This window comes from Streptomyces fulvorobeus, from assembly GCF_013167895.1.
GTDB lineage: Bacteria > Actinomycetota > Actinomycetes > Streptomycetales > Streptomycetaceae > Streptomyces > Streptomyces fulvorobeus.
In genome coordinates this window covers 2,302,104-2,325,473 of sequence record NZ_BLWC01000001.1, presented here as the reverse complement: position 1 = coordinate 2,325,473, position 23,370 = coordinate 2,302,104, and the positions used below count along the sequence as shown (strand labels likewise).

Below are 23,370 nucleotides of genomic sequence, written 5' to 3'. Positions count from 1 at the left end.
GAGCGGGGTGCGGCGGGGTGCGCCCGGCCTACGACCGACGGACCAGGGGGCCTCAGTCCATCGACAGGGGTCCAACCGGTCTTCGCCCCTTACTCTTGCTCCATGACCGCTCCCGAACCGCGCGACGCCGAAACCTCGCCTCCCCTCGCGGAACTCACCCTCGCCGCCGGAAGCGAGAGCACGGACGGGTTGAAGGCCGAGGGCGTGCTCGGGCGGACCCACCGGGCGCTCAGCCTCGGCATCGTCTCCGTGGTGCTCCTCATCGCCTTCGAGGCCACCGCGGTCGGTACGGCCATGCCGGTCGCGGCGCGCGAGCTGCGCGGTATCCCGCTGTACGCGTTCGCGTTCTCCGCGTACTTCACCACCAGCCTCTTCGCCATGGTGCTCTCGGGCCAGTGGGCCGACCGGCGCGGGCCGCTGGGGCCGCTCGCCGCCGGGATCGGTTCGTTCGCGGCCGGGCTCCTGCTCTCCGGGACCGCCCAGAGCATGTGGATGTTCATCGCGGGGCGGGCCGTCCAGGGCCTCGGTGGCGGGCTGGTGATCGTGGCGCTGTACGTCGTGATCGGCCGCGCCTATCCGGAGCGGATCAGGCCGTCGATCATGGCCGCCTTCGCCGCGAGCTGGGTGATCCCCTCCGTCGTCGGCCCGCTCGCCTCGGGGACCGTGACCGAACACCTCGGCTGGCGGTGGGTCTTCCTCGGCATCCCGGCCCTCATCGTCTTCCCCCTGGCCCTCGCGCTGCCCGCGATCCGGCGGATGGCGGCGGGCCCGGCCGATGGTTCGACGGGCGGGGAGCCGCTCGACCGGCGGCGCGTCAGGCTCGCACTCGGCATCTCGGCGGGCGCGGGACTGCTCCAGTACGCGGGGCAGGATCTGGACCGGTACGCCCTGATTCCGGCGGTTGCCGGGATCGCGCTGCTGGTGCCCGCCGTACGCGGGCTGCTGCCGCCCGGCACCGTGCGGGCGGCGCGGGGGCTGCCCGCGGTGGTGCTGCTGCGCGGGATCGCGGCCGGTTCGTTCATCGCCGCCGAGTCCTTCGTACCGCTGATGCTCGTGACCCAGCGCGGTCTGACCCCGACCATGGCCGGGCTGTCGCTGGCCGTGGGCGGCGCTACCTGGGCGCTCGGCTCGTACGTACAGTCGCGCCCGCGTCTTGAGGAGCACAGGGAACCGCTCATGGTGGCCGGCATGGTGCTCGTCGCGCTGTCGATCGCGGCGGCGCCCACCGTGCTGATCGAGGGCGTGCCGGTCTGGATCGTCGCCGTGGCCTGGGCCTTCGGATGCTTCGGCATGGGCACGGTGACCGCGTCGACGAGCGTGCTGCTCCTGAAGCTGTCGGCGCCGCATGAGGCGGGTGCCAACTCGGCGGCGCTCCAGATCTCCGACGGCCTCTCGAACGTGCTGCTGCTCACGGGCGGCGGGGCGGCCTTCGCCGCCCTCGGCGGCGGAGCGCTGGGCGCGGCGGCGCACGGGGCGGGGGCCGGGGGAGTGGCCTCGCACCCCGGCGCGTTCGTGGCGGTGTTCCTGCCGATGGCGGGGGTGGCGCTCGCGGGGGCGTGGGTGGCGGCGCGGGTGCGGACGAACGCGTAGCACCGCCTGCCCCGTGATCCCGGGCAGGTCCGGCGGCCCCTGGCAGACGTCGACCGCGAACCTGCCCCGGCGCGCGCGGCGTCCGGCTCCTCCGGCTGCCCGGGTCCGCCGCGCAGGCGCCCCGTTGTGAAGCGGGTCTCAGCGGCGGCGGCCTCGGCCTGTACGTACGGGGTTCCAGCCGGCCCCCGGTAAGGTGGCCCGGTTGTCGTATCTCGTACGAGGTCGTGCGAGCCCCGTGGACAGCGCCCCACGTACCCGAGTGCCCCGAATCGGAGACCGTGACTACTACCGCCTCCCACCACCTCTCACCCGCCTTTCCCGGCCGCGCCCCCTGGGGCACGGCGGGGAAGCTGCGAGCCTGGCAGCAGGGCGCGATGGAGAAGTACCTCCAGGACCAGCCCCGCGACTTCCTCGCGGTCGCGACGCCCGGCGCCGGGAAGACTACCTTCGCGCTGACGCTGGCGTCATGGCTGCTGCACCACCACGTCGTGCAGCAGATCACCGTCGTCGCGCCGACCGAACACCTCAAGAAGCAGTGGGCCGAGGCCGCGGCCCGGATAGGGATCAGACTCGACCCCGACTACAGCGCGGGCCCCGTGAGCAAGGAGTACCACGGGGTCGCCATCACGTACGCGGGTGTCGGCGTCCGGCCGATGCTGCACCGCAACCGGTGCGAACAGCGCAAGACCCTCGTGATCCTCGACGAGATCCACCACGCCGGTGACTCGAAGTCCTGGGGTGAGGCGTGCCAGGAGGCGTTCGACCCGGCGACCCGGCGGCTCGCGCTGACCGGGACGCCCTTCCGGTCCGACACCAACCCGATCCCCTTCGTGGCGTACGAGGAGGGGAACGACGGAATCCGGCGCTCGTCGGCCGACTACACGTACGGCTACGGCAACGCCCTCGCCGACGGGGTCGTGCGCCCGGTCATCTTCCTCAGCTACAGCGGCAACATGCGCTGGCGCACGAAGGCCGGTGACGAGATCGCCGCACGGCTCGGCGAGCCGATGACCAGGGACGCCATCGGCCAGGCGTGGCGCACCGCGCTCTCGCCCACCGGGGACTGGATTCCCAACGTGCTCTCCGCCGCCGACAAGCGGCTCACCGAGGTGCGCAAGGGCATCCCCGACGCCGGCGGGCTGGTCATCGCCACCGACCAGGAGTCGGCCCGCGAGTACGCCAAGATCCTCAAGAAGGTGACCGGCCAGAAGGCGACGGTCGTCCTCTCCGACGAGAAGGCCGCCTCGAAGAAGATCGACCAGTTCGCGGCGGACGGTTCGCGGTGGATGGTGGCGGTCCGGATGGTCTCGGAGGGCGTGGACGTGCCGCGCCTTGCGGTCGGCGTCTACGCCACCACCATCTCGACACCCCTCTTCTTCGCACAGGCGGTCGGACGCTTCGTGCGGTCGCGGCGCCGGGGTGAGACCGCCTCCGTCTTCGTACCGACCATTCCGATGCTCCTCGACTTCGCCAACGAGATGGAGGTCGAGCGGGACCACGTCCTCGACAAGCCGAAGAAGGCCGGCGAGGAGGAGAACCCGTTCGCCGAGGAGGACAAGCTCCTCTCCGACGCGGAGAAGCTGGAGGACGAGGAGACCGAGGAGCAGCTGCCCTTCGAGGCGCTGGAGTCCGACGCGGTCTTCGACCGGGTGCTGTACGACGGCGCCGAGTTCGGCATGCAGGCGCACCCCGGCAGCGAGGAGGAGCAGGACTACCTCGGCATCCCGGGACTCCTCGAACCCGACCAGGTGCAACTGCTGCTCCAGAAGCGGCAGACCCGGCAGATCGCGCACAGCCGCCAGAAGCCGGCCGAGGAGGCCGACCTGCTGGAGAAGCCCGCCGAGGCGAGGCCGGTCGTCACCCACAAGCAGCTGCTCTCGCTGCGCAAGTCGCTCAACACGATGGTGTCGGCGTACACGCACCAGAGCGGAAAGCCGCACGGGGTGATCCACACCGAGCTGCGCCGGGTGTGCGGCGGCCCGCCGAGCGCCGAGGCGACGGCCGGACAGATCCAGGACCGGATCAAGAAGGTCCAGGAGTGGGCCACCCGTATGACGTGATGGCACCCAGTCGCCTTCCGGGTGGCCGCACGCTGCACGTACCACCGCCGGCCTGGGCGGGAGCACCGCTCCCCGCCTGGGCCCGGTTACTTTTCCGGCATATTTTTGGCCGATTGTTTACGGCCCGTTAACGCTGGTTCACATGTGGTGCACATGCCCTATACGGAGCGTGGCGGACGAGTCGCCCGACCAGGACGCGCGTAGATGTCCGGTTTCCGGACGGTGCCCGGCTGACCGGCGGTTATGCCCGGCAACCGTACGGAGGTTTCCACGGACGCCCGGATTCTGGACGAGGTCTTCCGCTGAGCGGACTGGCTCGCTACTGTCCCCGCCATATGAACGCCCCGTGGCAATACCGCCGCGGAGCGCAGCCGGTGCCATGGCCAGCCGGCGGCCTCTCCGTGCGTCGCCGCTGGGACCGGTGCCGCCACCGCCGCGAGAGAGCCGCCGCCACTCACCAAGAGGAGAGGGCGTCGTGACCGCGGAGACATCCCAGACGCTCGACCGAGGACTGCGTGTCCTCAAGCTGCTCGCCGACACCGACCACGGCCTGACCGTCACCGAGTTGTCCAACAAACTCGGTGTCAATCGCACCGTGGTCTACCGTCTGCTCGCCACACTGGAACAGCACGCCCTGGTACGCCGCGATCTGGGCGGCCGGGCCAGGGTCGGCCTGGGCGTGCTCCGCCTGGGCCGCCAGGTGCACCCGCTCGTCCGGGAGGCCGCGCTGCCCGCGTTGCGCTCCCTGGCCGAGGACATAGGGGCCACCGCCCACCTCACCCTGGTCGACGGCACGGACGCCCTCGCCGTGGCGGTCGTCGAACCGACCTGGACCGACTACCACGTCGCCTACCGGGCCGGCTTCCGACACGCGCTCGACCGGGGAGCGGCGGGCCGGGCGATTCTCGCCGCCAGGCAGCAGAGCGCACCGGACCACCCCGGCTACACCCTCACGCACGGCGAGCTGGAGGCCGGGGCGAGCGGCGCGGCCGCACCGCTCGTCGGGGTCTCGGGCGTGGAGGGCAGCGTGGGCGTGGTGATGCTCGCCGACGCCGTACCGGAGCGGGTGGGTCCGCGGGTGCTGGACGCCGCCCGGGAGGTCGCGGACGCGCTGCGGTAGCCGGGCGACCCCCGCACGCCCGGCCGCCGGACCGGACCCCGCTCGCACCGGGACCGTCCGCGCCGGGAGCGCGGCACGGCGGCGCCCGCCCCGCACCCGGGCACGGCAGATAGATTGGGCGGGTGCTCTCTCGTCTCTCGCGCCCCGCGCGCTCGCCCTCTGCGCACTGCCCGTCCTCGCGGTGTTCGGTACGGCGGCCTTCGCGCCGCTCCCGTTCACCCTGGCGGAGCCGGGGCTGACCGCGGATGTCCTCGGCAACGACCACGGGAAACCGGTGATCACCATCGAGGGCGCCCCGACGCGGACCACCGAGGGCCGGCTCCGGATGACGACGATCGTCGCCACCGGGCCGTCCGCCGACGTGCGCGTCGGCGACGTGATCGACAGCTGGTTCAGGACGGACCGGGCGGTCATGCCCCGGGACGCCGTCTACCCGACCGGCGGCTCCGAGAAGGAGATCGAGCGGCACAACCTCCGGGACATGAAGGAGTCGCAGAACGTCGCCGTCGACGCGGCCCTCGCCCACCTCGGCAAGGACTCCGGCTCCATCGACGTCACCCTGAACCTCGCCGACGTGGGAGGGCCCAGCGCCGGGCTCTTCTTCTCGCTCGGCATCATCGACAAGCTGGTGGGCGACGGCGCGGGCGGCGATCTCACCGGTGGCCGCAGCATCGCCGGAACCGGCACGATCAGCGCCGACGGCAAGGTCGGCGCCGTCGGCGGCGTCTCCCTGAAGACCCAGGCCGCGCGCCGTGACGGGGCGACGGTCTTCCTCGTGCCGAAGGCCGAGTGCGGGGAGGCGCGGGCGGAGCTGCCGAAGGGCCTGCGGCTCGTTCCCGTCACCACGCTGAGCGGTGCGGTGTCCGCTCTGCGGGCGCTGGAGCAGGGGGGAGAGGTCCCGAGCTGTTGACGCCCTTCCCGGCAGCCGGTCCCGGTTCCTCCACCGCAAGCCTCACCCCTCCCGGATGAACCCCTCCCCGACCAGCCACTCCTTCGCCACCTCGTGCGGGTCCTCCCCCTCCACGTCCACCCTGGCGTTGAGCTCCTGCGCCACCTCCGTCGTCAGCTTCCTGCTGACCGGGTCCAGCAGGTCCGCGATCTCCGGGTACTCCTCGGAGGTCGCCGCGTGGATGACCGGGGCCGCGTTGTAGTTGGGGAAGAAGTGCCTGTCGTCCTCCAGCACCTCCAGATCCATCGCCTTGATCCGCCCGTCCGTGGTGAACACCTCACCGAGCAGGCAGGAGTCGGACTGCGACACCTGGGTGTAGATGATCCCGGCGTCCATCTTCTGGATGCCGGCGGCCGGGACCTTCATCCCGTACGCCTTCTCCATGCCCGGCAGACCGTCGTCGCGCGCGGCGAACTCGTTCTCCACGCAGACCGTCACCGCGCCCGGGTCCTTCTTCACCAGCTCGGCGACGTCCGAGAGGGTCCGCAGCCCGTACCTGGCGTTGTTCTTCCGGCTGATCGCCAGCGCGTAGGTGTTGTCGAGGGTGGACTGCGGCAGCCACGTCACCCCGTTCCGGCGGTCCTGGGCACGCACCGCCTCCCACTGCTTGCGCGGGTCGACGATCGGCTTCGCCCGGCCGAGGTAGGTGATCCACGCGGTGCCCGTGTACTCGTACATCGCGTCGGCGTCACCCTGGATGATCGCCTCGCGGGCGCTGATCGAGCCCGGCAGGTTCGTCCGGTCCAGGACCTCCGCGCCGGCCGCCTTGAAGACCAGCCCGATCATCTGGCCGAGAACGATGTTCTCGCTGAAGTTCTTCGAGGTGACGGTCAGGGAAGCGCCCCTGAGCGGTTCGCCCGCACCGACCGAGCCGGGCTCCACCTCGTCCACCATCGGCGAACCGCTCTTCAGCCCGCACCCGGCGAGTGCCACCGACGCCACCACCATCCCGGCGAGCGCGGCCCTGACCGCGCGTCGGCCCGCTCTCACGGTGCCTCCAAACCACGCGGAGTCAGCGACACCTCGACCAGCGAGGCCATCCAGTCCACCAGCAGCGCCAGCACCACCGTGAGGACGGAACCGAGCACCAGGACCGGCATGCGCTGCGTCTGGATGCCCGACGTGATCAGGTCACCGAGCCCGCCGCCGCCGCCGAACGTGGCCAGCGTCGCCGTACCCACGTTCAGCACCAGGGCCGTCCGCACCCCCGCCAGGATCAGCGGTACGGCGAGCGGCAGCTCCACCTTCGCGAGCACCCCCACGCCCGACATCCCGATCCCGCGCGCGGCCTCGACCAGCGTCGGGTCGATCGATCTCAGACCGGCCACCGTGTTGGACAGCACCGGGAGCACCGCGTAGATCACCATGCCGATGATCGCCGTGGACGGGCCGATACCGAGCCAGATCACCAGCAGGGCCAGCAGCCCGATCGCAGGCGTGGCCTGCCCGACGTTGGCGACGGCCGTGACCACCGGGGCGCCCCGGCGCAGCCTCCGCCTGGTCAGCGCGATGCCCAGGGGGATCGCGATGACCAGCACCCAGAAGGTCGAGACAGCCGTCAGCCTGATGTGCTGCCAGACCCGCAGCCGCACGTTGCCGTCGTCCAGCGAGTTCCTCGCGATCGAGTCCAGGTGGACGCCGGTGATCCACAGGTAGGTGAGGGCCAGGATCGCCGCGAGGGCGAGCGGCACCGGTACCAGCTTGCGCCAGGTGATCCGCCGCGGCGGGCCGGCCGGTACCGGCGAGGGGTACTCCTCCTCGTCGCGGAATGCCTGGCCGCCCACGTCGTGCTCGCCGGGCGGTCGCGTCCCCGGCACCCCGCGCCCGCCAGGCGCCTGATGGCTCGGACTCATGGGGTGGTGCCACCCCCCTCCAGCTCCTGTCCGGTCCGGTGGGCCCGCAGCTCCTCCAGGTCGTGCTCGTGCTCGATCGCGGTGAGCCGGTCGGCCTCCAGGAGCTCCTGCACGGAGTTCATCAGCGTCACCATGTCGACGACCCCGATGAACTCCCCGCGCCGCCCCGTCACCGCCACCCGGCCGCCGCTGTCGGTCAGCACCGCCTCCAGGGCGTCGTGCAGCGTCGCGTCGCGCGTCACCGTGTCGTGCACCAGCTGCCCGGCCCGGGCCAGCGACCCGCGCGCCCGCATCAGGTCGCCGCGCCGCAGCCACTTGTACGGACGGTTCCTGCGGTCCAGCATCAGCAGCTCGTTGTGCGGGCCGTTGCGCAGCTTGTTGAAGATCGACTGGAGCGGGTCGTCGACCGTCACGGTGGGGAAGTCCGCGATCCCCACATCCCGTACCCGCGTGAGGTTGAGCCGCTTGAGGGCCGCGCCCGCGCCCACGAAACCGGACACGAAGTCGTCCGTCGGATTGGTGAGGATCGCCTCGGGGGTGTCGAACTGGGCGATGTGCGAACGCTCCCGCAGCACCGCGATCCGGTCGCCCAGCTTGATCGCCTCGTCGAAGTCGTGGGTGACGAACACGATCGTCTTGTGGAGCTCGTGCTGGAGCCGGATCAGCTCGTCCTGGAGGTGGTCGCGGGTGATCGGGTCGACGGCGCCGAACGGCTCGTCCATCAGCAGTACCGGCGGATCGGCGGCCAGCGCCCGCGCCACCCCCACCCGCTGCTGCTGACCACCCGACAGCTGCCGCGGATACCGCCCGTGGAACTCCCGCGGATCGAGTCCCACCAGATCGAGCATCTCCTCGACCCGGTCCTTCACCCGCGACTTCGACCAGCCGGCCATCTTCGGTACGAGCGCGATGTTCTCCGCGACCGTCATGTGCGGGAAGAGGCCGGAGGACTGGATCGCGTACCCGATCTTGCGGCGGAGCTTCACCGGGTCGATGTCGGTGACGTCCTCGTCGCCGATCCTGATCCGCCCGGACGTCGGCTCGATCAGCCGGTTGATCATCTTCAGCGTGGTGGACTTCCCGCAGCCGGAGGGCCCCACGAAGACGACCGTCTCACCGGCCTTGATCTCCATCGAGACGTTGTCCACCGCGGGGCTCGCACTGCCCGGATACGCCTTGGTCAGATTCTCCAGCCGGATGGGGGCGCCGGATGTCGCCGTGCTGCCGGGCCCGGCACCGGTCGTAGTCTCAGACACGGATACCCCTGGGGATGGTCAGCCGCCCGAGCAGGACGTACGCGGCGTCGAAGAGCAGGGCGAGTACGACGATGCCGAGCGTGCCGGCAAGGACCTGGTTGATCGCGTTGGCGCTGCCCAGTGAGGCGATCCCGCGGAAGATCTCGTTGCCGAGGCCGGGGCCGGAGGCGTACGCGGCGATGGCGGCGATCCCCATCAGCATCTGCGTCGAGACCCGGATACCGGTCAGGATCGGCGGCCAGGCGAGCGGCAACTCCACCCGGCACAGCCGGGCGATCCGCGACATCCCGATACCCGTCGCCGCGTCCACGAGGGACGGATCGACGCCGCGCAGCCCGACGATGGAGTTGCGGACGACGGGCAGCAGCCCGTACAGCGTCAGCGCGATGACGGTGGGGGGCACGCCGAGACCCACCAGCGGGATCAGCAGACCGATCGCGGCGAGGGAGGGGATGGTCAGGATCGTCGCCGTCGAGGTGACGGCCAGGGACCCGCCCCAGCCGCTGCGGTAGCCGGCCACCCCGATCAGGACGCCCAGCACGGTGGCGATGACCATGCACTGGAAGACGGCACTGACGTGCTGGAAGGCGTCGGTGAGCAGTTGCTGGTGCCTATTTCCCAGGTACTCCCAGAAGCTCACACGTCACTCCCCGGCTCAGTCGGTGTCCTCCGCAGCCTGCTCGACCAGCGGGATGATGCGGAGCGGAACCGGGTTTTCCATGACGATCGCCGTGGAGGCCCGGACAATGCCATCAAAACCGACGACCAGGTCGATCACCCGCTGAAGATCGGCGTTCGAGCGGGCGACGAGCCGGCACAGCATGTCGCCGTGCCCGGTCGTGGTGTGCAGCTCCAGCACCTCCGGCACACCGCCCAAATGCGCCCGTACGTCGGCCCCTTGGCCCTGCTTGATCTCCAGCGTGGCGAAGGCGGTGACCGGGTAGCCGAGCGCCGCCGGGTCCACGTCGGGACCGAAGCCCCGGATTACCCCGTTCGACTGAAGGCGGTCCATCCGGGCCTGCACGGTCCCGCGCGCCACCCCGAGACGCCGGGACGCCTCAAGCACTCCGATACGGGGTTCCCGGGCCAGCAGCACGATGAGCCGTCCGTCCAGCCGGTCGATCGTCACGGTCCGCCTCCAGGGGGTCGAGTAAGTGATGGTCATCATGTACAGATCGCCGACCTTGACGGCACCCCCGCTGCACAGATTGACCAGTCGGATCGCGAACTGTTGCGCACCTTGCGAAGCGGCGGGAACCTTCGGACATGACTGAGACTCTGCATACCAGCCCCGACACCGCCCGGCAGGCCGATCCCTTCCCGGTCAAGGGAATGGACGCGGTCGTCTTCGCCGTGGGCAACGCCAAGCAGGCCGCGCACTACTACTCGACGGCGTTCGGCATGAAGCTCGTCGCCTACTCCGGACCGGAGAACGGCTCGCGGGAGACCGCGAGCTACGTCCTGACCAACGGAGCCGCCCGCTTCGTCCTGACCTCGGTCATCAAGGCGTCCACCGACCACGGCCGCTTCCTGGAGGAGCACGTCGCCGAACACGGTGACGGCGTGGTCGACCTGGCCATCGAGGTCCCGGACGCGCGCGCCGCGTACGCCTACGCGGTGGAGCACGGCGCCCGGGGCATCGCCGAGCCCTACGAAGTCCAGGACGAGCACGGCACGGTGGTCCTGGCCGCCATCGCGACGTACGGCAGGACCCGCCACACCCTCGTCGAGCGCGGCGGCTACGACGGCCCCTACCTGCCGGGCTTCGCCGCCGCCGCCCCGATCGTCGCGCCGCCGGCCAAGCGCACCTTCCAGGCCATCGACCACTGCGTGGGCAACGTCGAGCTGGGCCGGATGAACGAGTGGGTGGCCTTCTACAACAACGTCATGGGCTTCACCAACATGAAGGAGTTCGTGGGCGACGACATCGCCACCGAGTACTCCGCCCTGATGTCGAAGGTCGTCGCCGACGGCACGCTCAAGGTCAAGTTCCCGATCAACGAGCCCGCCATCGCGAAGAAGAAGTCGCAGATCGACGAGTACCTGGAGTTCTACGGCGGCGCCGGCGTCCAGCACATCGCGCTGGCCACGAACGACATCGTCGCCACGGTCCGCTCGATGCGCGCGGCGGGCGTCGCCTTCCTGGACACCCCCGACTCGTACTACGACACGCTCGGCGAGTGGGCGGGCGAGACCCGCGTGCCGGTGGAGACCCTGCGCGAGCTGAAGATCCTGGTCGACCGCGACGAGGACGGCTACCTGCTCCAGATCTTCACCAAGCCGGTCCAGGACCGCCCGACGGTCTTCTTCGAGATGATCGAACGCCACGGCTCGATGGGATTCGGCAAGGGCAACTTCAAGGCCCTGTTCGAGGCGATCGAGCGCGAGCAGGAGAAGCGCGGCAACCTCTGACCCTGCCGGGTCAGCGCGACGGGCCCCGCACGGGGCCCGTTCCCCGCGCAGCCGCCGCCAGGACCGCGGTCACCGCCCCCCGGACGCGCCGGCGGACGGGGCCGTGCCGGCCGGGGCGGGAGCCGTCCGGCCGGCGGATGCGGAGGACGTCCGCTCCGGCGCCCGGGACGGGGGCGTCCGCTCCGGCGGGGCCGACGCCGACGCCGTCGGTTCGGGGGCAGGTTCCGGGGCCGTCGCCGGAGGGGTGGCGGGCCGCACGTCCTTCGGACCGCCGTCCGCCAGGTCGCCGAGGGCGGCCAGGGCGTCCTTTGCCAGGGGCGCGGCCAGCGGCGAGAACGCCGGGTTGGTGCGCAGGGCCTCCTCAAGGTGACGGCGGGCCGGACCGTACCGGGCCAGCTCCCGTTCGATGACACCCAGGTGGTACGCGTACGAGGCGTTCCTGACGCCCGTCTCCATGGCCTTGCGGGCGTACTCCACCGCCCGCGCCGAGTCCCCCGACCGGTGCAGCGCCCATCCCAGGGCGTCCGCCACCGCGGCGCTGCGGTGCCGGCGGGCCCACTCCGCGCGCAGCAGCTCCACCGCCGCCGCCGCGTCGCCGTGGTCCGTCTCCAGGCGGGCCAGGACCAGGGTCTCGTTCACCCCGGCGGTCCTCGCCCGCTCCAGCATCCCGCGCAGCTTCGTGTACTGGGTGAGGGCGTCGCCGTCCAGGCCCAGGGACTCGTACAGCTCGCCCAGTTCGAGCACGTACTCCGGGCGGGGCAGCTTCTCCACCGCCGTCTGGTACGCCGCCAGCGCCTCGTCCGCCCGGTCCAGGGCCGCCAGCGCGCGGGCCCGGCCCGCGTGCGAGGCGTGCTGACCGCCGTCGGTGCGCAGGGCCGCGTCGTACTGGGCCAGGGCCTCCGCCGGCTCACCGCGCTCCCAGGCCAGCTCGCCCAGCCGGTGCAGGGCCTCCGCCTTCCCCGCCAGGGTGGTCGCCCGGTCCGCCGCCTCCTGCGCGGTGGCGAGCGCGTCCTCGCGCCACCCCCTGTCGCGGTACATCTGCGCCGTACGGACCAGGGCCGGCACCCCCTTGCGGAGCCGGCCGAACTCCTCCGTCGCCTCCCCGGCCGCCTTGTAGTCGCCCAGGCCGTTGTACGCGTCGATCAGGACGTCGTACGCCCGCCACGTCTTCGGCTCCCGCGCCCTCACCGCCTCGCCCCACTTCTTCGCCGCGAGGAAGTCCTGCCGCGCGTTGGCGAGCGCCGCCAGGCCCGCCCACGCCTCCCCGTTGCCGCGTTCCCCGGGACGCGCGTCCAGCGAACGCCGCAGTGCCTCCTCCGCCCGCGTGTAGGACGCCGCGTCCGCGGTGCGCCGCCCCCACTCCACGTACGCCGAACCGAGCACCGCCCACGACTGCGCGTCCTCCGGGTGCCCGGCCACCCACTTCCGCCGGTCCCCGATCAGGGCCGTGAGATCCGTGAGCGCGGCGGGGGAGCCCGCCGCGCTCGCCTCCCGCGCCCTTTCGGCCGGCCCGGGCAGGCGCGGCCCGGTGTCCCTGCGGTTCTCCGGCACGGCCACCACCGCCCCCGTCACGAGCACCGCCGCCGCCACCGCCCCCAGCGCGGCACGGCGCAGGGTCGTCCGCAGCGTGGGGGCAGGCGGTGCGAGGGCCGTCGCGCCCTCCGGCGCGAACGCGGAGGCGCCGGACGGGGAGTCGTAGGGGCCGGGCGGCTGACGGGATTCCGGGTCCTGCTGCGGCATGACATCCATACCGATCACTCTGCGTCAGTACGAAGAGCACACCGCGCCTTGGGGAGGCCGCCGCAGACGGGTTCACACCTTTGGCCCCGGGTGCCAGTCTTGAAACATGGACGATCTTCTCGAACGGCTCCGTGCCGGTCTGCCCGCCGAGGCACTGCTCACCGACCCCGACGTCACCGCCTCGTACGCCCACGACATGGCGAGCTTCTGCGAGGCGGGCACACCCGCCGTCGTCGTGCTCCCCCGCACGGTCGAGCAGGTCCAGCACGTCATGCGCACGGCCACGGCCCTGCGCGTCCCGGTCGTCCCGCAGGGCGCGCGCACCGGGCTGTCGGGCGCGGCCAACGCATCCGAGGGCTGCGTCGTGCTGTCCCTGGTCAGGATGGACCGGATTCTGGAGATCAACCCGGTCGACCGGATCGCCGTCGTCGAGCCGGGCGTCATCAACGCGGTGCTGTCGCGCGCGGTGAACGAGCACGGTCTGTGCTATCCGCCGGACCCCTCCAGCTGGGAGACGTGCACCATCGGGGGGAACATCGGCACGGCATCCGGCGGACTGTGCTGCGTGAAGTACGGGGTCACCGCCGAGTACGTACTCGGCCTGGACGTCGTCCTCGCCGACGGACGCCTGCTCACCACCGGCCGCCGCACCGCCAAGGGCGTCGCCGGGTACGACCTCACCCGGCTCTTCGTGGGCTCCGAGGGCAGCCTCGGGATCGTCGTCGGGGCGGTCCTCGCGCTGAAACCGCAGCCGCCCCGGCAGCTCGCCCTGGCCGCCGAGTTCGGCTCCGCGGCGGCCGCCTGCGACGCGGTCTGCCGGATCATGGAGGCCGGCCACACCCCTTCACTCCTCGAACTGATGGACGGTACGACGGTCCGCGCCGTCAACGCGATGGCCGGCATGGGCCTCCCCGAAACCACCGAGGCGCTGCTGCTGTGCGCCTTCGACACCTCCGACCCGGCGGCGGACCTGGCCGCCGTGGGGCTGCTGTGCACCGCCGCCGGAGCCACCGAAGTGGTCCCGGCCGAGGACACCGCGGAGTCGGAGATGCTCCTTCAGGCCCGCCGCATGTCGCTCACCGCCCTGGAGACCATCAGCTCCGCCACCATGATCGACGACGTGTGCGTGCCGCGCTCGAAGCTCGGCGCGATGCTCGAAGGGACCGCCGCCATCGCCGAGAAGTACGGCCTCACCATCGGCGTCTGCGCCCATGCGGGAGACGGCAACACGCACCCCGTCGTCTGCTTCGACCACACCGACGCCGACGAGTCCCGCCGGGCCCGCGAGTCGTTCGACGAGATCATGGCCCTCGGCCTCGGACTGGGCGGGACCATCACCGGTGAGCACGGCGTCGGCGTACTGAAGAAGGAGTGGCTCGCCCGGGAACTGGGCGAAGTCGGCATCGAGCTGCAGCGCGGCATCAAGGCCGCGTTCGACCCGCTGGGGCTCCTCAACCCGGGCAAGCTCTTCTGACCCGCGCACCCCTCGCCCTCCCCTCCGCGTCCTCAGAGCTCCCCGTCCTGCGCCGGGGACTCGTCGGACGGCCACGGGTCGCTCAGCCACAGGTCGTCGGCGGGCAGCGGCGCCAGCAGGTCCGCGAGCGCGTCGTCCAGACCCAGCCGCTCGCGCTCCGTACCGGGCGGCACCACGCGCAGCGTCCGCTCCACCCACGCGGACACGGCGGCTGACGGCACCTCGAGCAGGGCGTTGCCGTCTGGTGAGGTGAGGGCGACACAGATGAGGTCGCGCTCGTCGATCTTCGTCGGCCAGATCCGCACGTCCCCGTGCCCGCACGGCCGGAACACGCCCTCCACCAGGAGTTCGCGCGCGAACGTCCAGTGCACGGGGGCCTCGGAGCCGATGTGGAACGTGATGTGCACGGCGTACGGGTCCGCGGTGCGGTAACTCAGGCGGGCCGGGACGGGAATGGACCGCTCGGGTGACAGGACAAGCTTCAGTTCCAGCTCACGTTCCACGACGTCCAGCATGAGAGCGCACGACCTTCCGATGCTCGGTGGCCGGTCCCACGACCGGCCCGCACAAGGAGAGACCGCCCTCCCTGCCACCTGTTACGCGACTTTCCGAAGGAACTTCAGTTTTTCCCCGGAGAAGGGTCAAACTCCGGGACCGGCCCGGGGGCGGGCGGCCGTCTGATAGATGTGGACCCTTGTACAGACGGTCTGAGACCTCGAAGAGAGATACGGGACCACGGTGATGAGCGCGCCAACCCCGGCACCCGGTGACGACAGCCCCCGCGAGGGGTACTACCCCGACCCGTCCATTCCCGGTTACGTCCGGTACTGGAACGGCGCCTCGTGGGTCCCCGGTACGAGCCGGCCGGCGCCCCGGCAGAGTGAGAGGGCCGCCGTGCCGCCGCCCTCGGATCAGGCTGCCGCGCCGGCGCAGCGGGCCGCCGCGGTGGAGGAGACAGGACCGGTCTTCTTCGACGAGGTCGACGACGCAAGCGAGGTGCACCAGACCGACGGCGAACCGGCCGTGGGCAACCGCTCGGAGGCGGGGCCCGCCTGGCAGGCCGACACCTCCCGCCAGGCCGGCTTCGGCGGCGAGCGCGACCACCGGGTCTCCTGGGGCGGCGCCCAGCCGGCCGACGACGCCCGTACACCTGAAGCCCGCACACCCGACGCCCGGACACCTGCCGACAGCGCCCCCGTGGACCGGGCCCCGGCCGAGCGCGCCCCCGCCGACCCCCGCAGCCCCGTGGGGCAGGACCCGGCCGGCGGCGCGCTGCCGGGGATGCGGGACGGGGTGCGGGAGGCGAGTGCGCCCGTCGTGGACGGGACCATGGTCGTCCGGTCCGACCGGCCGGCGGCTGCCGCGGTAGTCCCCCCGGCAGACGGGACGGTCACTATCCGCGCCACGGGAGGCCGGGGCGGCAGGGGCCGGGGAGGGCCCGTGCCCGTGCCCGCGGACGGGACGATGACGATCCGCGCGACGGGCCCCGCCGCCCCACAGCCCGCCGTCCCGCAGCCCATCACTCCGCAGCCCGTCGCCCCGGCCCCGGCCCCGGCCCCGGCCCCGGCCCCCGCACTGCGGCAGGTACCGCCCTCGGGACCGCGGCCGCAGATCCCGCAGGCCCCACGAACTCCGCAGATCCAACAGGCCCCGCAGGCAGCCGGTAACCAGCCCCACGGCCAGATCTACGCGGCCCTCGCCCCCGCCCCCGTACATCCGGCGCTGCCCACGCCTCCCGCGCCCGGCCCCGGGGGCGGTTCGGCGTCCTGGGCGCAGCAGGTGCACCAGCTCGCCCAGCCCGAGCAGGTGGCAGCACCGCCGCACCAGTTCCCACCGCAGCAACCGCAACCGCAGCAACCGCAACCGCAGCAACCGCAGCCGCATCAACAGCCGCAACCCCAGGGGCAGCGGGGCGCCGGGCCCGACCAGCCCGTCATCCCCTGGAAGCCACCTGTCGACGACCACTTCCAGCAGCTCGCCCGCGCCCGGACGTCGGCCAGGCCCGCCGGGCTCGGCAAGCGGTTCGTCGCCCGGGTCCTGGACACCGTCGTGCTCGGCGCGGTCGTCGGCGCGGCCGGATTCCCGCTCGTCAGCCATGCCCTGGCCCACATCGACGACAAGATCGAAGCCGCCAAGCAGTCCGGCGAGACGGTCACCGTCTGGCTGGTCGACTCCACGACGGCCGCCATGTTCGGCGGTGTCCTCGGCGCCTTCCTCGTCCTCGGCTTCCTCCTGGAAGCGCTGCCCACCGCCAAGTGGGGGCGCACGATCGGCAAGAGACTCTGCGGCCTGGACGTACGCGACATCGAGTCCCACGGCCCGCCCACCGTGGGCGCCGCCCTGCGCCGCTGGCTCGTCTACGGCGTGCTGGGCATCCTGGTGGTCGGCGTGTTCAACGTGCTGTGGTGCCTCATCGACCGGCCGTGGCGCCAGTGCTGGCACGACAAGGCGGCCCGTACCTTCGTCGCGGGCTGAGCCGTGGGCCGAGTGGCGGGCCGAGCGGTGGGCCGAGTGGCGGGTTCCCCCGAACGCACCTGAGCCGTTGCGGGCGTGGGTGGGCCGGGATGCACTGCCCCCATGAGTAACGACCAGCCGACGCCCGGCCAGCCGCCCGAGGACGACGATCCGTTCCTCAAGAAGCCGCAGGAGCCGACGCCGCCGTCCGGCGGTTCTCCCTACGGCAGCGTGCCGCCTCCGCCTCCTCCGCCGCCGTACGGTCCCGGCGGGTACGGCGGTCCGTACGGCGGCGTCGACCCGCTCGCCGGGATGCCGCCGCTCGCCGAACCGGGCAAGCGCGTCCTGGCGCGGCTGATCGACTTCCTCATCATCTCGATCCCGCTGTATCTGATCTCGCTGCCCTTCGGCGGCGCGGTGGACGTCACCAACGACAACGGTGACGAGGACTTCTCCTCGGCCGTCAGCAACTCGTACGGCGGGCACCAGCTGCTCTGGTCCCTGATCGGTCTCGTGGTCTACGTCGCGTACGACACCTATCTGACCAAGAAGGACGGCCGGACGATCGGGAAGCGGCTGCTGAGGCTGCGCGTCGCGATGCTCAACGACGGGCGCGTACCCGACACCAGTGCCGCGCTGATGCGCGCGGTCGTGCTGTGGCTTCCGGCGCTGCTGTGCTGCCCGTGTCTGTGGTGGCTGATCAACATCGTGCTGATGTTCACGGACAAGCCCTACCGGCAGGGACTCCAGGACAAGGCGGCCAAGACGGTGGTGGTCTCCGTCCCGTAGGGACGCGGCGGCTCAGCGGCGCAGCGAGTGCTGCCCGGCGCGCTCGGCGGCACGGGCGGCGGGGACCCGGGCCGGGGCTCCGCCGCCCGGCTGGGGGGTGCGGACGCCGGCCGGGGCCGACGCCGTGGTGCCCGCGCTCCGCGCGCCTCCCGTACGCGTCGGGAGCGGCACGGTCACGGCCACCAGCAGCCCGAGCGCGAGCGCCGTGGTGCAGACGACCGCGACCCCGGCGAGCGAACCCGTGCCGGAGAGCAGCAGCATGGCGAGGGCCGAGAAGACGACGGTGACCGAACCGTAGGAGAGCTGTGCGGCAGTGGGACGCGGCATGGCGGTATCCGTCCTCGGGACGTCGGTTGGGGCGGTCTCTCAACACGGTCGCACTGGCAAGCGACTCTACGACGGTGGATGCCCGAGCGGGACGTGCGGTAAGCGTGACCTAACCCGGTGCCGATGCACGGGGGCGCACGGGGTCACGTTCTTGGTCGGCGCGAGGGGGAACGCGCCCGTTGCGATTCCGGGAACGTCCGGATACCGGAAAGAGACTCCTGCATAGTGCACTTGGTGTGTCCAAGTCAAGGTCTGTCTTTTCTTCGATAACTCCGATCGAATGTCGTCACTTGTGACGCGTTTACGCGCGCGGCCCTCCAGAAACCCCCTGGCCGCGGACGCGGGCGCCTGGGAGGACTGCATCAAGTGACGACTACAAGACGTGCGCTCCGCACCACCGCGGTGATCGTGGCCCTGGCCGCGAGTGCCGCCACGGCATCGGCCTTCGGCACCGCCCAGGCGGACGAACAGCCCTCGGGCTCCGCCGCTTCTCTCATCGACCGCCGTGACCCGGCGGCTCCGGCGAAGGGGCACGACCACGATCTGGAGGGACCTTTCAGCAAGCAGCAGGACGCGCAGCGTCAGGCCGCCCTGGAGCAGGTCATATCCGGAGACAAGAAGGTCTCGAACCGCGACGGTTCCAAGGTCGTCAAGCTCGACGACAAGAAGTACGTCGAGCTCGGCCGCGAGAAGACCGACAAGATCTTCACCGTCCTGGTGGAGTTCGGCGACCAGGTCGACGACACCACCATGTTCGACCCTGACGGCGACGGCCCCAGGCCGCCCGTCAAGAAGTACGGCGGCACGCCCGGCCCGGCGCACAACCAGATAGCAAAGCCCGACCCGGCGAAGGACAACAGCACCGCCTGGAAGGCCGACTACAACCAGGCCCACTTCCAGGAGCTGTACTTCGGCGAGGGCAAGGGCGTCGACTCGCTCAAGACCTACTACGAGAAGACCTCCTCCGGCCGCTACTCGGTCGACGGCGAGGTCTCGGACTGGGTCAAGGTCCCGTACAACGAGGCCCGTTACGGCTCCAACTACTGCGGCAGCAGCAACTGCGCCAACGTGTGGGACACGGTGCGCGACGGCGTCAACGCCTGGGTCGCGGACCAGAAGGCCAAGGGCCGCACCCTCGACCAGATCAAGACGGACCTGGCGCAGTACGACCAGTGGGACCGTTACGACTTCGACGCCGACGGCGACTTCAACGAGTCCGACGGCTACATCGACCACTTCCAGCTGGTCCACGCCGGCGAGGACGAGTCGGCGGGCGGCGGCGCCCAGGGCACCGACGCCCTCTGGGCCCACCGCTGGTACGCCTACGGCACCAACGCCGGGGCGACCGGTCCGGCCGGCAACAAGGCCGGCGGCGCCGAGATCGGTGACACGGGCATCTGGGTCGGTGACTACACCGCGCAGCCCGAGAACGGCGGCCTGGGCGTCTTCGCCCACGAGTACGCGCACGACCTCGGTCTCCCGGACCTGTACGACACCTCCGGCGGCGGCGAGAACTCGGTCGGCTTCTGGTCCCTGATGTCTGCGGGCTCCTGGCTCGGCACCGGCACCGGTGAGATCGGCAACCTGCCGGGCGACATGACCGCCTGGGACAAGCTCCAGCTGGGCTGGCTCGACTACGCCACCGCCAAGGCGGGCACGAAGTCGCTGCACAAGCTGGGCGTGTCCGCGTACAACACCAAGGACAAGCAGGCGCTCGTCGTCGAGCTCCCGGAGAAGGCCGTCACCACCTCTGTCACCAAGCCCGCCGAGGGCTCGAAGCAGTGGTGGAGCGACATGGGCGACGACCTGTCGAACACGCTGACCCGCCCGGTCGACCTGACCGGCACGTCCGCCGCCTCGCTGGACCTCTCGGGCTGGTACGACATCGAGGCCGACTACGACTACCTCTACACCGAGGTGTCCGAGAACGGCGGCGCCGACTGGACCGCCCTCGACGGTACGGCGGACGGCAAGGCCATCCCGCGTGACGCCAGCGACAAGCCGGCGCTCACCTACGTCTCGGGCGCGTACAGGAAGCTCTCGTACTCCCTGGACGCCTACGCGGGCAAGAAGATCGACCTGCGCTTCCGCTACCAGACGGACGGCGGCGCGGGCGGCAAGGGCTTCACGGCCGACGCCATCACGGTGACCGCCGACGGCAAGGTGCTCTTCTCGGACAACGCCGAGGGCGACGACAACGGCTGGACCGCCAAGGGCTTCTCGCGGATCGGCGCGTCGTTCACCAACGACTACCCGCAGTACTACATCGCCGAGAACCGCCAGTACGTCTCGTACGACAGGACCCTCAAGGTCGGCCCGTACAACTTCGGCTTCTCCACGACCCGCCCCGACTGGGTCGAGCACTACCCGTACCAGAACGGTCTGCTGGTGTGGCTCTGGGACACCTCCCAGAAGGACAACAACACCTCCCAGCACCACGGCCACGGGCTGATCCTTCCGGTCGACTCCCACGCCGAGCCGCTGAAGTGGGCCAACGGATCGCTGCTGCGCAACAAGATCCAGCCGTTCGACGCCCCGTTCAGCTGGCAGCGCACCGACGGCTTCACGCTCCACAACGCCGACGTGCCGCTCCAGATCAAGCCCTCGCGCGGGGTGCCGTTCTTCGACGACCGCAAGGGCACCTACTGGTACCCGGAGAACCCGACCGGCGGGGTCAAGGTTCCTGACACCAACACCCGGATCTCGATCGTCAGCGAGCCGCGCAACGGCTCCTCGATGACCGTCCTGGTTGGTCCGTCGACCAAGTAACTCGTATCACCGCAGGTCACACCATGATCGGCCGTCGCCCTCTAGCGGGCGGCGGCCGATCGTGTTTAGGTGCCTCTTGTTCAGATCCTTATTGACGTGAAGTCTCATGGGGGAGCGCTGATGGCAGGCGGCGGTTTCTGCAGGTTGCCGAACGGCACGGTGGTGGTGGCCCTCACCCTGACCCACTCGGCCGAGGTGACGGTTCCGGCGGCGCCCGTCCGGGTCCTGGTCCACGCGGCCAACCGGGCGCGCGCCCTGACCCGGCTGCGCAACCTCGGGCTGCGCGCCGTCTACCTGCGCGGCAACGCCCAGCCGCCCACGCCGGACGAGATCACGGCCGTGCTGCACCACCCGGACGGCCTGCTGTGGCGGGCCTCCCCGCAGACCGGCCAGGAGCTCTGGCACCCGATCCGAGCCCTGCTCGCGCCGGGCGGCGGCTACGGGGGCCCGGTCCGCCCCGCCGCCTGAGCGGGCCGGCCGCCGGGCCCGTCCGGCGCTCAGGCGGCCGGCTGGACCACCGGCTTGCCGATGAGCGCCACCCCAGCCGTACGCAGCTCGCTCAGCGCCCGTTCCGTGGTCGCCTCGGCGACCCCCGCGGTCAGATCGAGCAGGACGTGCGTGGTGAAGCCCTCGCGGGCCGCGTCGAGCGCCGTCGCCCGGACGCAGTGGTCGGTCGCGATACCCACCACGTCGACCTCGGTGACGGAGCGGTCCCGCAGCCACCGGGCGAGGCCGACGCCGTTCTCGTCGACGCCCTCGAAGCCGCTGTACGCCGCGGCGTACGCGCCCTTGTCGAAGACGGTGTCGATGGCGCCCGACGCGACGGCGGGGGCGAAGTTCGGGTGGAAGCCGACCCCCTCCGTACCGGCGACGCAGTGGGCGGGCCAGGAGTGCTCGAAGTCGGGCCGGTCCGAGAAGTGCCCGCCCGGGTCGACGTGGTGGTCCCGGGTGGCGACCACATGGCGGTAACCGGGCTGGGCCTCACCGATCAGGTCGGTGATGGCGGCGGCGACGTCGGCGCCGCCGGCCACCGCGAGGCTGCCGCCCTCGCAGAAGTCGTTCTGGACGTCCACGACGATCAACGCGCGGTGCATGGCGGGTGTCCTTCGGTGGGGGAGAGGTGCGACGGCCGTGCCGGGTGGGGACGGTTCGAGCCTAGAGACTCCGGCCCCACAATCAAGTCCGCCCGGTGAACGGGGCCTCAGCGGCCCCGGCGGGCGCCCGGAGGACCGGGCGCCCCTCAGACGCGCTCGGTCGGAATCACCGGCTCGCCGCGGGACAGCTGGCTCGCCGACATCGGCAGCCCCCCGCGGGCGGCGAGGTGCCGGGTGCGGGCGGCCTCCAGCGGCTCCCGGGCCACGACCTCGCCGCCCCGCACCAGCTCCACCTGCAGCTGCCGGTCGGCCAGCTCCGCCGGGACCGGCCCGGTCCCGACCACCTCGGCCTCCGCCACCCCGTGCTCGTCCAGCCGGCGCGCCGCCCACTTGCGGCCACCCACCGAGGACTTGGCGCCCAGCGACTTCTTGGCGACCGGACGCAGCTCCTCGGCCGGGTCGGCGGACCCGGCGCGGGCGACCAGCTTGTAGACCATCGAACAGGTGGGGTGGCCGCTGCCCGTCACCAGCTGCGTCCCCACCCCGTACGCGTCGACCGGAGCCGCCGCGAGCGAGGCGATGGCGTACTCGTCCAGGTCGGACGTGACCACGATCCTGGTTCCGGTGGCGCCCAGCTCGTCCAGTTGCTGGCGCACCCGGTGCGCGACCAGGAGCAGGTCCCCGGAGTCGATCCGTACGGCCCCGAGCTCCGTACCGGCGATCTCCACCGCCGTACGGACCGCCTCGGTCACGTCGTACGTGTCGACCAGCAGCGTCGTGTTCCGGCCGAGCGAGTCCACCTGCGCCTGGAAGGCGTCCCGCTCGGTGTCGTGGAGCAGGGTGAAGGCGTGGGCGCTGGTACCGACGGTCGGAATGCCGTACCGGAACCCCGCGGCCAGGTCGGAGGTGGTGTCGAAGCCGCCGACGTACGCGGCACGGGCCGACGCCACGGCGGACAGCTCGTGCGTGCGCCGGGCGCCCATCTCGATGAGCCCCCGGCCACCGGCCGCGGCCGACATCCGGGAGGCGGCTGCGGCGATCGCCGAGTCGTGGTTGAGGATGGAGAGGATCACGGTCTCCAGCAGCACGCACTCGGCGAAGGAACCCTCGACCCGCAGGATCGGCGAGCCGGGGAAGTACACCTCGCCCTCCGGGTAGCCCCAGATGTCACCGCTGAAGCGGTAGTCGGCCAGCCATTGGAGGGTCGGCGCGTCGACGACGTCCCGGTCCCGGAGGAAGGCCAGCATCTCGTCGTCGAAGTGGAAGTTCTCCACCGCGTCGAGCACCCGGCCGGTGCCTCCGACCACTCCGTAGCGGCGCCCCTCGGGCAGCCGCCGGGTGAATGCCTCGAACACCGAGTACCGGTCGGCGGTGCCGGCCTTCAGGGCCGCCTGCACCATGGTGAGCTCGTACTGGTCGGTGAAGAGAGCGGTCGACGGCACGCCGACCCGTCGCCCAAGGTCCGCTGAGTTCATGACACGGA

At 71.6% G+C, this 23,370-nt stretch carries 20 protein-coding genes; 10 read left to right on the top strand and 10 right to left on the bottom strand.

The annotated features are described in order from the left end of the window. The first annotated feature begins 102 nt into the window (after nt 1-102). The 4 genes from Sfulv_RS10575 (at nt 103) to Sfulv_RS10560 (ending at nt 5,680) form a co-directional block, all read left to right on the top strand. Entirely contained in the window at nt 103-1,590 is a 1,488-nt protein-coding gene (locus Sfulv_RS10575) for an MFS transporter (protein ID WP_173313456.1), read from the top strand. A 278-nt stretch (nt 1,591-1,868) separates the two neighbouring features. Continuing rightward, on the top strand, nt 1,869-3,650 hold the full coding sequence (locus tag Sfulv_RS10570; protein WP_173313455.1) for a DEAD/DEAH box helicase: 1,782 nt from the start codon (nt 1,869-1,871) through the stop codon (nt 3,648-3,650). Nucleotides 3,651-4,125: 475 nt separating this feature from the next. Further along, entirely contained in the window at nt 4,126-4,770 is a 645-nt protein-coding gene (locus Sfulv_RS10565) for an IclR family transcriptional regulator (RefSeq protein WP_173313454.1), read from the top strand. Between the two features lie 109 nt (nt 4,771-4,879). Continuing rightward, nucleotides 4,880-5,680 carry a S16 family serine protease gene (locus Sfulv_RS10560; protein ID WP_173317747.1) on the top strand — a complete coding sequence of 267 codons (801 nt, stop codon included), beginning with the start codon at nt 4,880-4,882 and terminating at the stop codon, nt 5,678-5,680. Between the two features lie 42 nt (nt 5,681-5,722). On the opposite strand, the gene Sfulv_RS10555 is transcribed toward Sfulv_RS10560, so the two are convergent. Genes Sfulv_RS10555 through Sfulv_RS10535 form a run of 5 tightly spaced genes read right to left on the bottom strand, consistent with a single transcriptional unit; the run spans nt 5,723 to nt 9,957 of the window. Continuing rightward, nucleotides 5,723-6,667, bottom strand: a complete 945-nt coding sequence (locus Sfulv_RS10555; RefSeq protein ID WP_173317746.1) for a glycine betaine ABC transporter substrate-binding protein — start codon at nt 6,665-6,667, stop codon at nt 5,723-5,725. Nucleotides 6,668-6,705: 38 nt separating this feature from the next. Further along, nucleotides 6,706-7,572 (bottom strand): ABC transporter permease, encoded by an 867-nt coding sequence (locus Sfulv_RS10550; protein WP_173313453.1) that lies wholly within the window; start codon nt 7,570-7,572, stop codon nt 6,706-6,708. Then, entirely contained in the window at nt 7,569-8,828 is a 1,260-nt protein-coding gene (locus Sfulv_RS10545) for a betaine/proline/choline family ABC transporter ATP-binding protein (protein ID WP_173313452.1), read from the bottom strand. The genes Sfulv_RS10550 and Sfulv_RS10545 overlap by 4 nt, the downstream gene beginning before the upstream one ends. Further along, the gene (locus tag Sfulv_RS10540; RefSeq protein WP_173313451.1) at nt 8,821-9,468 is read right to left on the bottom strand and encodes an ABC transporter permease; all 648 of its coding nucleotides are present in this window, start codon (nt 9,466-9,468) and stop codon (nt 8,821-8,823) included. The genes Sfulv_RS10545 and Sfulv_RS10540 overlap by 8 nt, the downstream gene beginning before the upstream one ends. A gap of 15 nt (nt 9,469-9,483) precedes the next feature. Further along, a complete protein-coding gene (locus Sfulv_RS10535; protein ID WP_173317745.1) occupies nt 9,484-9,957 on the bottom strand; it encodes an Lrp/AsnC family transcriptional regulator in 474 nt (157 codons plus the stop codon). A gap of 137 nt (nt 9,958-10,094) precedes the next feature. Here Sfulv_RS10535 and hppD point away from each other — a divergent pair, with 137 nt between their 5' ends. After that, nucleotides 10,095-11,240: a 4-hydroxyphenylpyruvate dioxygenase gene (hppD, locus tag Sfulv_RS10530; protein ID WP_173313450.1), complete on the top strand. Its 1,146-nt coding sequence runs from the start codon at nt 10,095-10,097 to the stop codon at nt 11,238-11,240. 69 nt (nt 11,241-11,309) lie between these two features. Here hppD and Sfulv_RS10525 read toward each other — a convergent pair whose 3' ends face one another. After that, complete coding sequence (locus Sfulv_RS10525) at nt 11,310-12,989, bottom strand: tetratricopeptide repeat protein (protein ID WP_173313449.1); 1,680 nt, start codon at nt 12,987-12,989, stop codon at nt 11,310-11,312. 97 nt (nt 12,990-13,086) lie between these two features. Between Sfulv_RS10525 and Sfulv_RS10520 the strand changes: the two genes are divergently transcribed. Beyond that, nucleotides 13,087-14,454 (top strand): FAD-binding oxidoreductase, encoded by a 1,368-nt coding sequence (locus Sfulv_RS10520; RefSeq protein WP_173313448.1) that lies wholly within the window; start codon nt 13,087-13,089, stop codon nt 14,452-14,454. A 32-nt stretch (nt 14,455-14,486) separates the two neighbouring features. On the opposite strand, the gene Sfulv_RS10515 is transcribed toward Sfulv_RS10520, so the two are convergent. Beyond that, a complete protein-coding gene (locus tag Sfulv_RS10515; protein WP_173313447.1) occupies nt 14,487-14,969 on the bottom strand; it encodes an SsgA family sporulation/cell division regulator in 483 nt (160 codons plus the stop codon). Between the two features lie 226 nt (nt 14,970-15,195). On the opposite strand from Sfulv_RS10515, the gene Sfulv_RS10510 reads away from it, so the two are divergent. Continuing rightward, nucleotides 15,196-16,929 carry an RDD family protein gene (locus tag Sfulv_RS10510; RefSeq protein WP_173313446.1) on the top strand — a complete coding sequence of 578 codons (1,734 nt, stop codon included), beginning with the start codon at nt 15,196-15,198 and terminating at the stop codon, nt 16,927-16,929. Nucleotides 16,930-17,031: 102 nt separating this feature from the next. Continuing rightward, on the top strand, nt 17,032-17,697 hold the full coding sequence (locus Sfulv_RS10505; protein WP_173313445.1) for an RDD family protein: 666 nt from the start codon (nt 17,032-17,034) through the stop codon (nt 17,695-17,697). A gap of 12 nt (nt 17,698-17,709) precedes the next feature. Here Sfulv_RS10505 and Sfulv_RS10500 read toward each other — a convergent pair whose 3' ends face one another. Then, nucleotides 17,710-18,024 (bottom strand): hypothetical protein, encoded by a 315-nt coding sequence (locus Sfulv_RS10500; protein WP_173313444.1) that lies wholly within the window; start codon nt 18,022-18,024, stop codon nt 17,710-17,712. Between the two features lie 366 nt (nt 18,025-18,390). Here Sfulv_RS10500 and Sfulv_RS10495 point away from each other — a divergent pair, with 366 nt between their 5' ends. Together Sfulv_RS10495 and Sfulv_RS10490 are read left to right on the top strand one after the other, a co-directional pair. Continuing rightward, entirely contained in the window at nt 18,391-20,793 is a 2,403-nt protein-coding gene (locus tag Sfulv_RS10495) for an immune inhibitor A domain-containing protein (RefSeq protein ID WP_173313443.1), read from the top strand. Nucleotides 20,794-20,913: 120 nt separating this feature from the next. Further along, nucleotides 20,914-21,261: a hypothetical protein gene (locus tag Sfulv_RS10490; protein WP_173317743.1), complete on the top strand. Its 348-nt coding sequence runs from the start codon at nt 20,914-20,916 to the stop codon at nt 21,259-21,261. Between the two features lie 29 nt (nt 21,262-21,290). On the opposite strand, the gene Sfulv_RS10485 is transcribed toward Sfulv_RS10490, so the two are convergent. Beyond that, nucleotides 21,291-21,887 (bottom strand): isochorismatase family protein, encoded by a 597-nt coding sequence (locus Sfulv_RS10485; RefSeq protein WP_173313442.1) that lies wholly within the window; start codon nt 21,885-21,887, stop codon nt 21,291-21,293. Between the two features lie 146 nt (nt 21,888-22,033). Then, nucleotides 22,034-23,362 (bottom strand): nicotinate phosphoribosyltransferase, encoded by a 1,329-nt coding sequence (locus tag Sfulv_RS10480; protein ID WP_173313441.1) that lies wholly within the window; start codon nt 23,360-23,362, stop codon nt 22,034-22,036. Nucleotides 23,363-23,370: the final 8 nt, after the last annotated feature.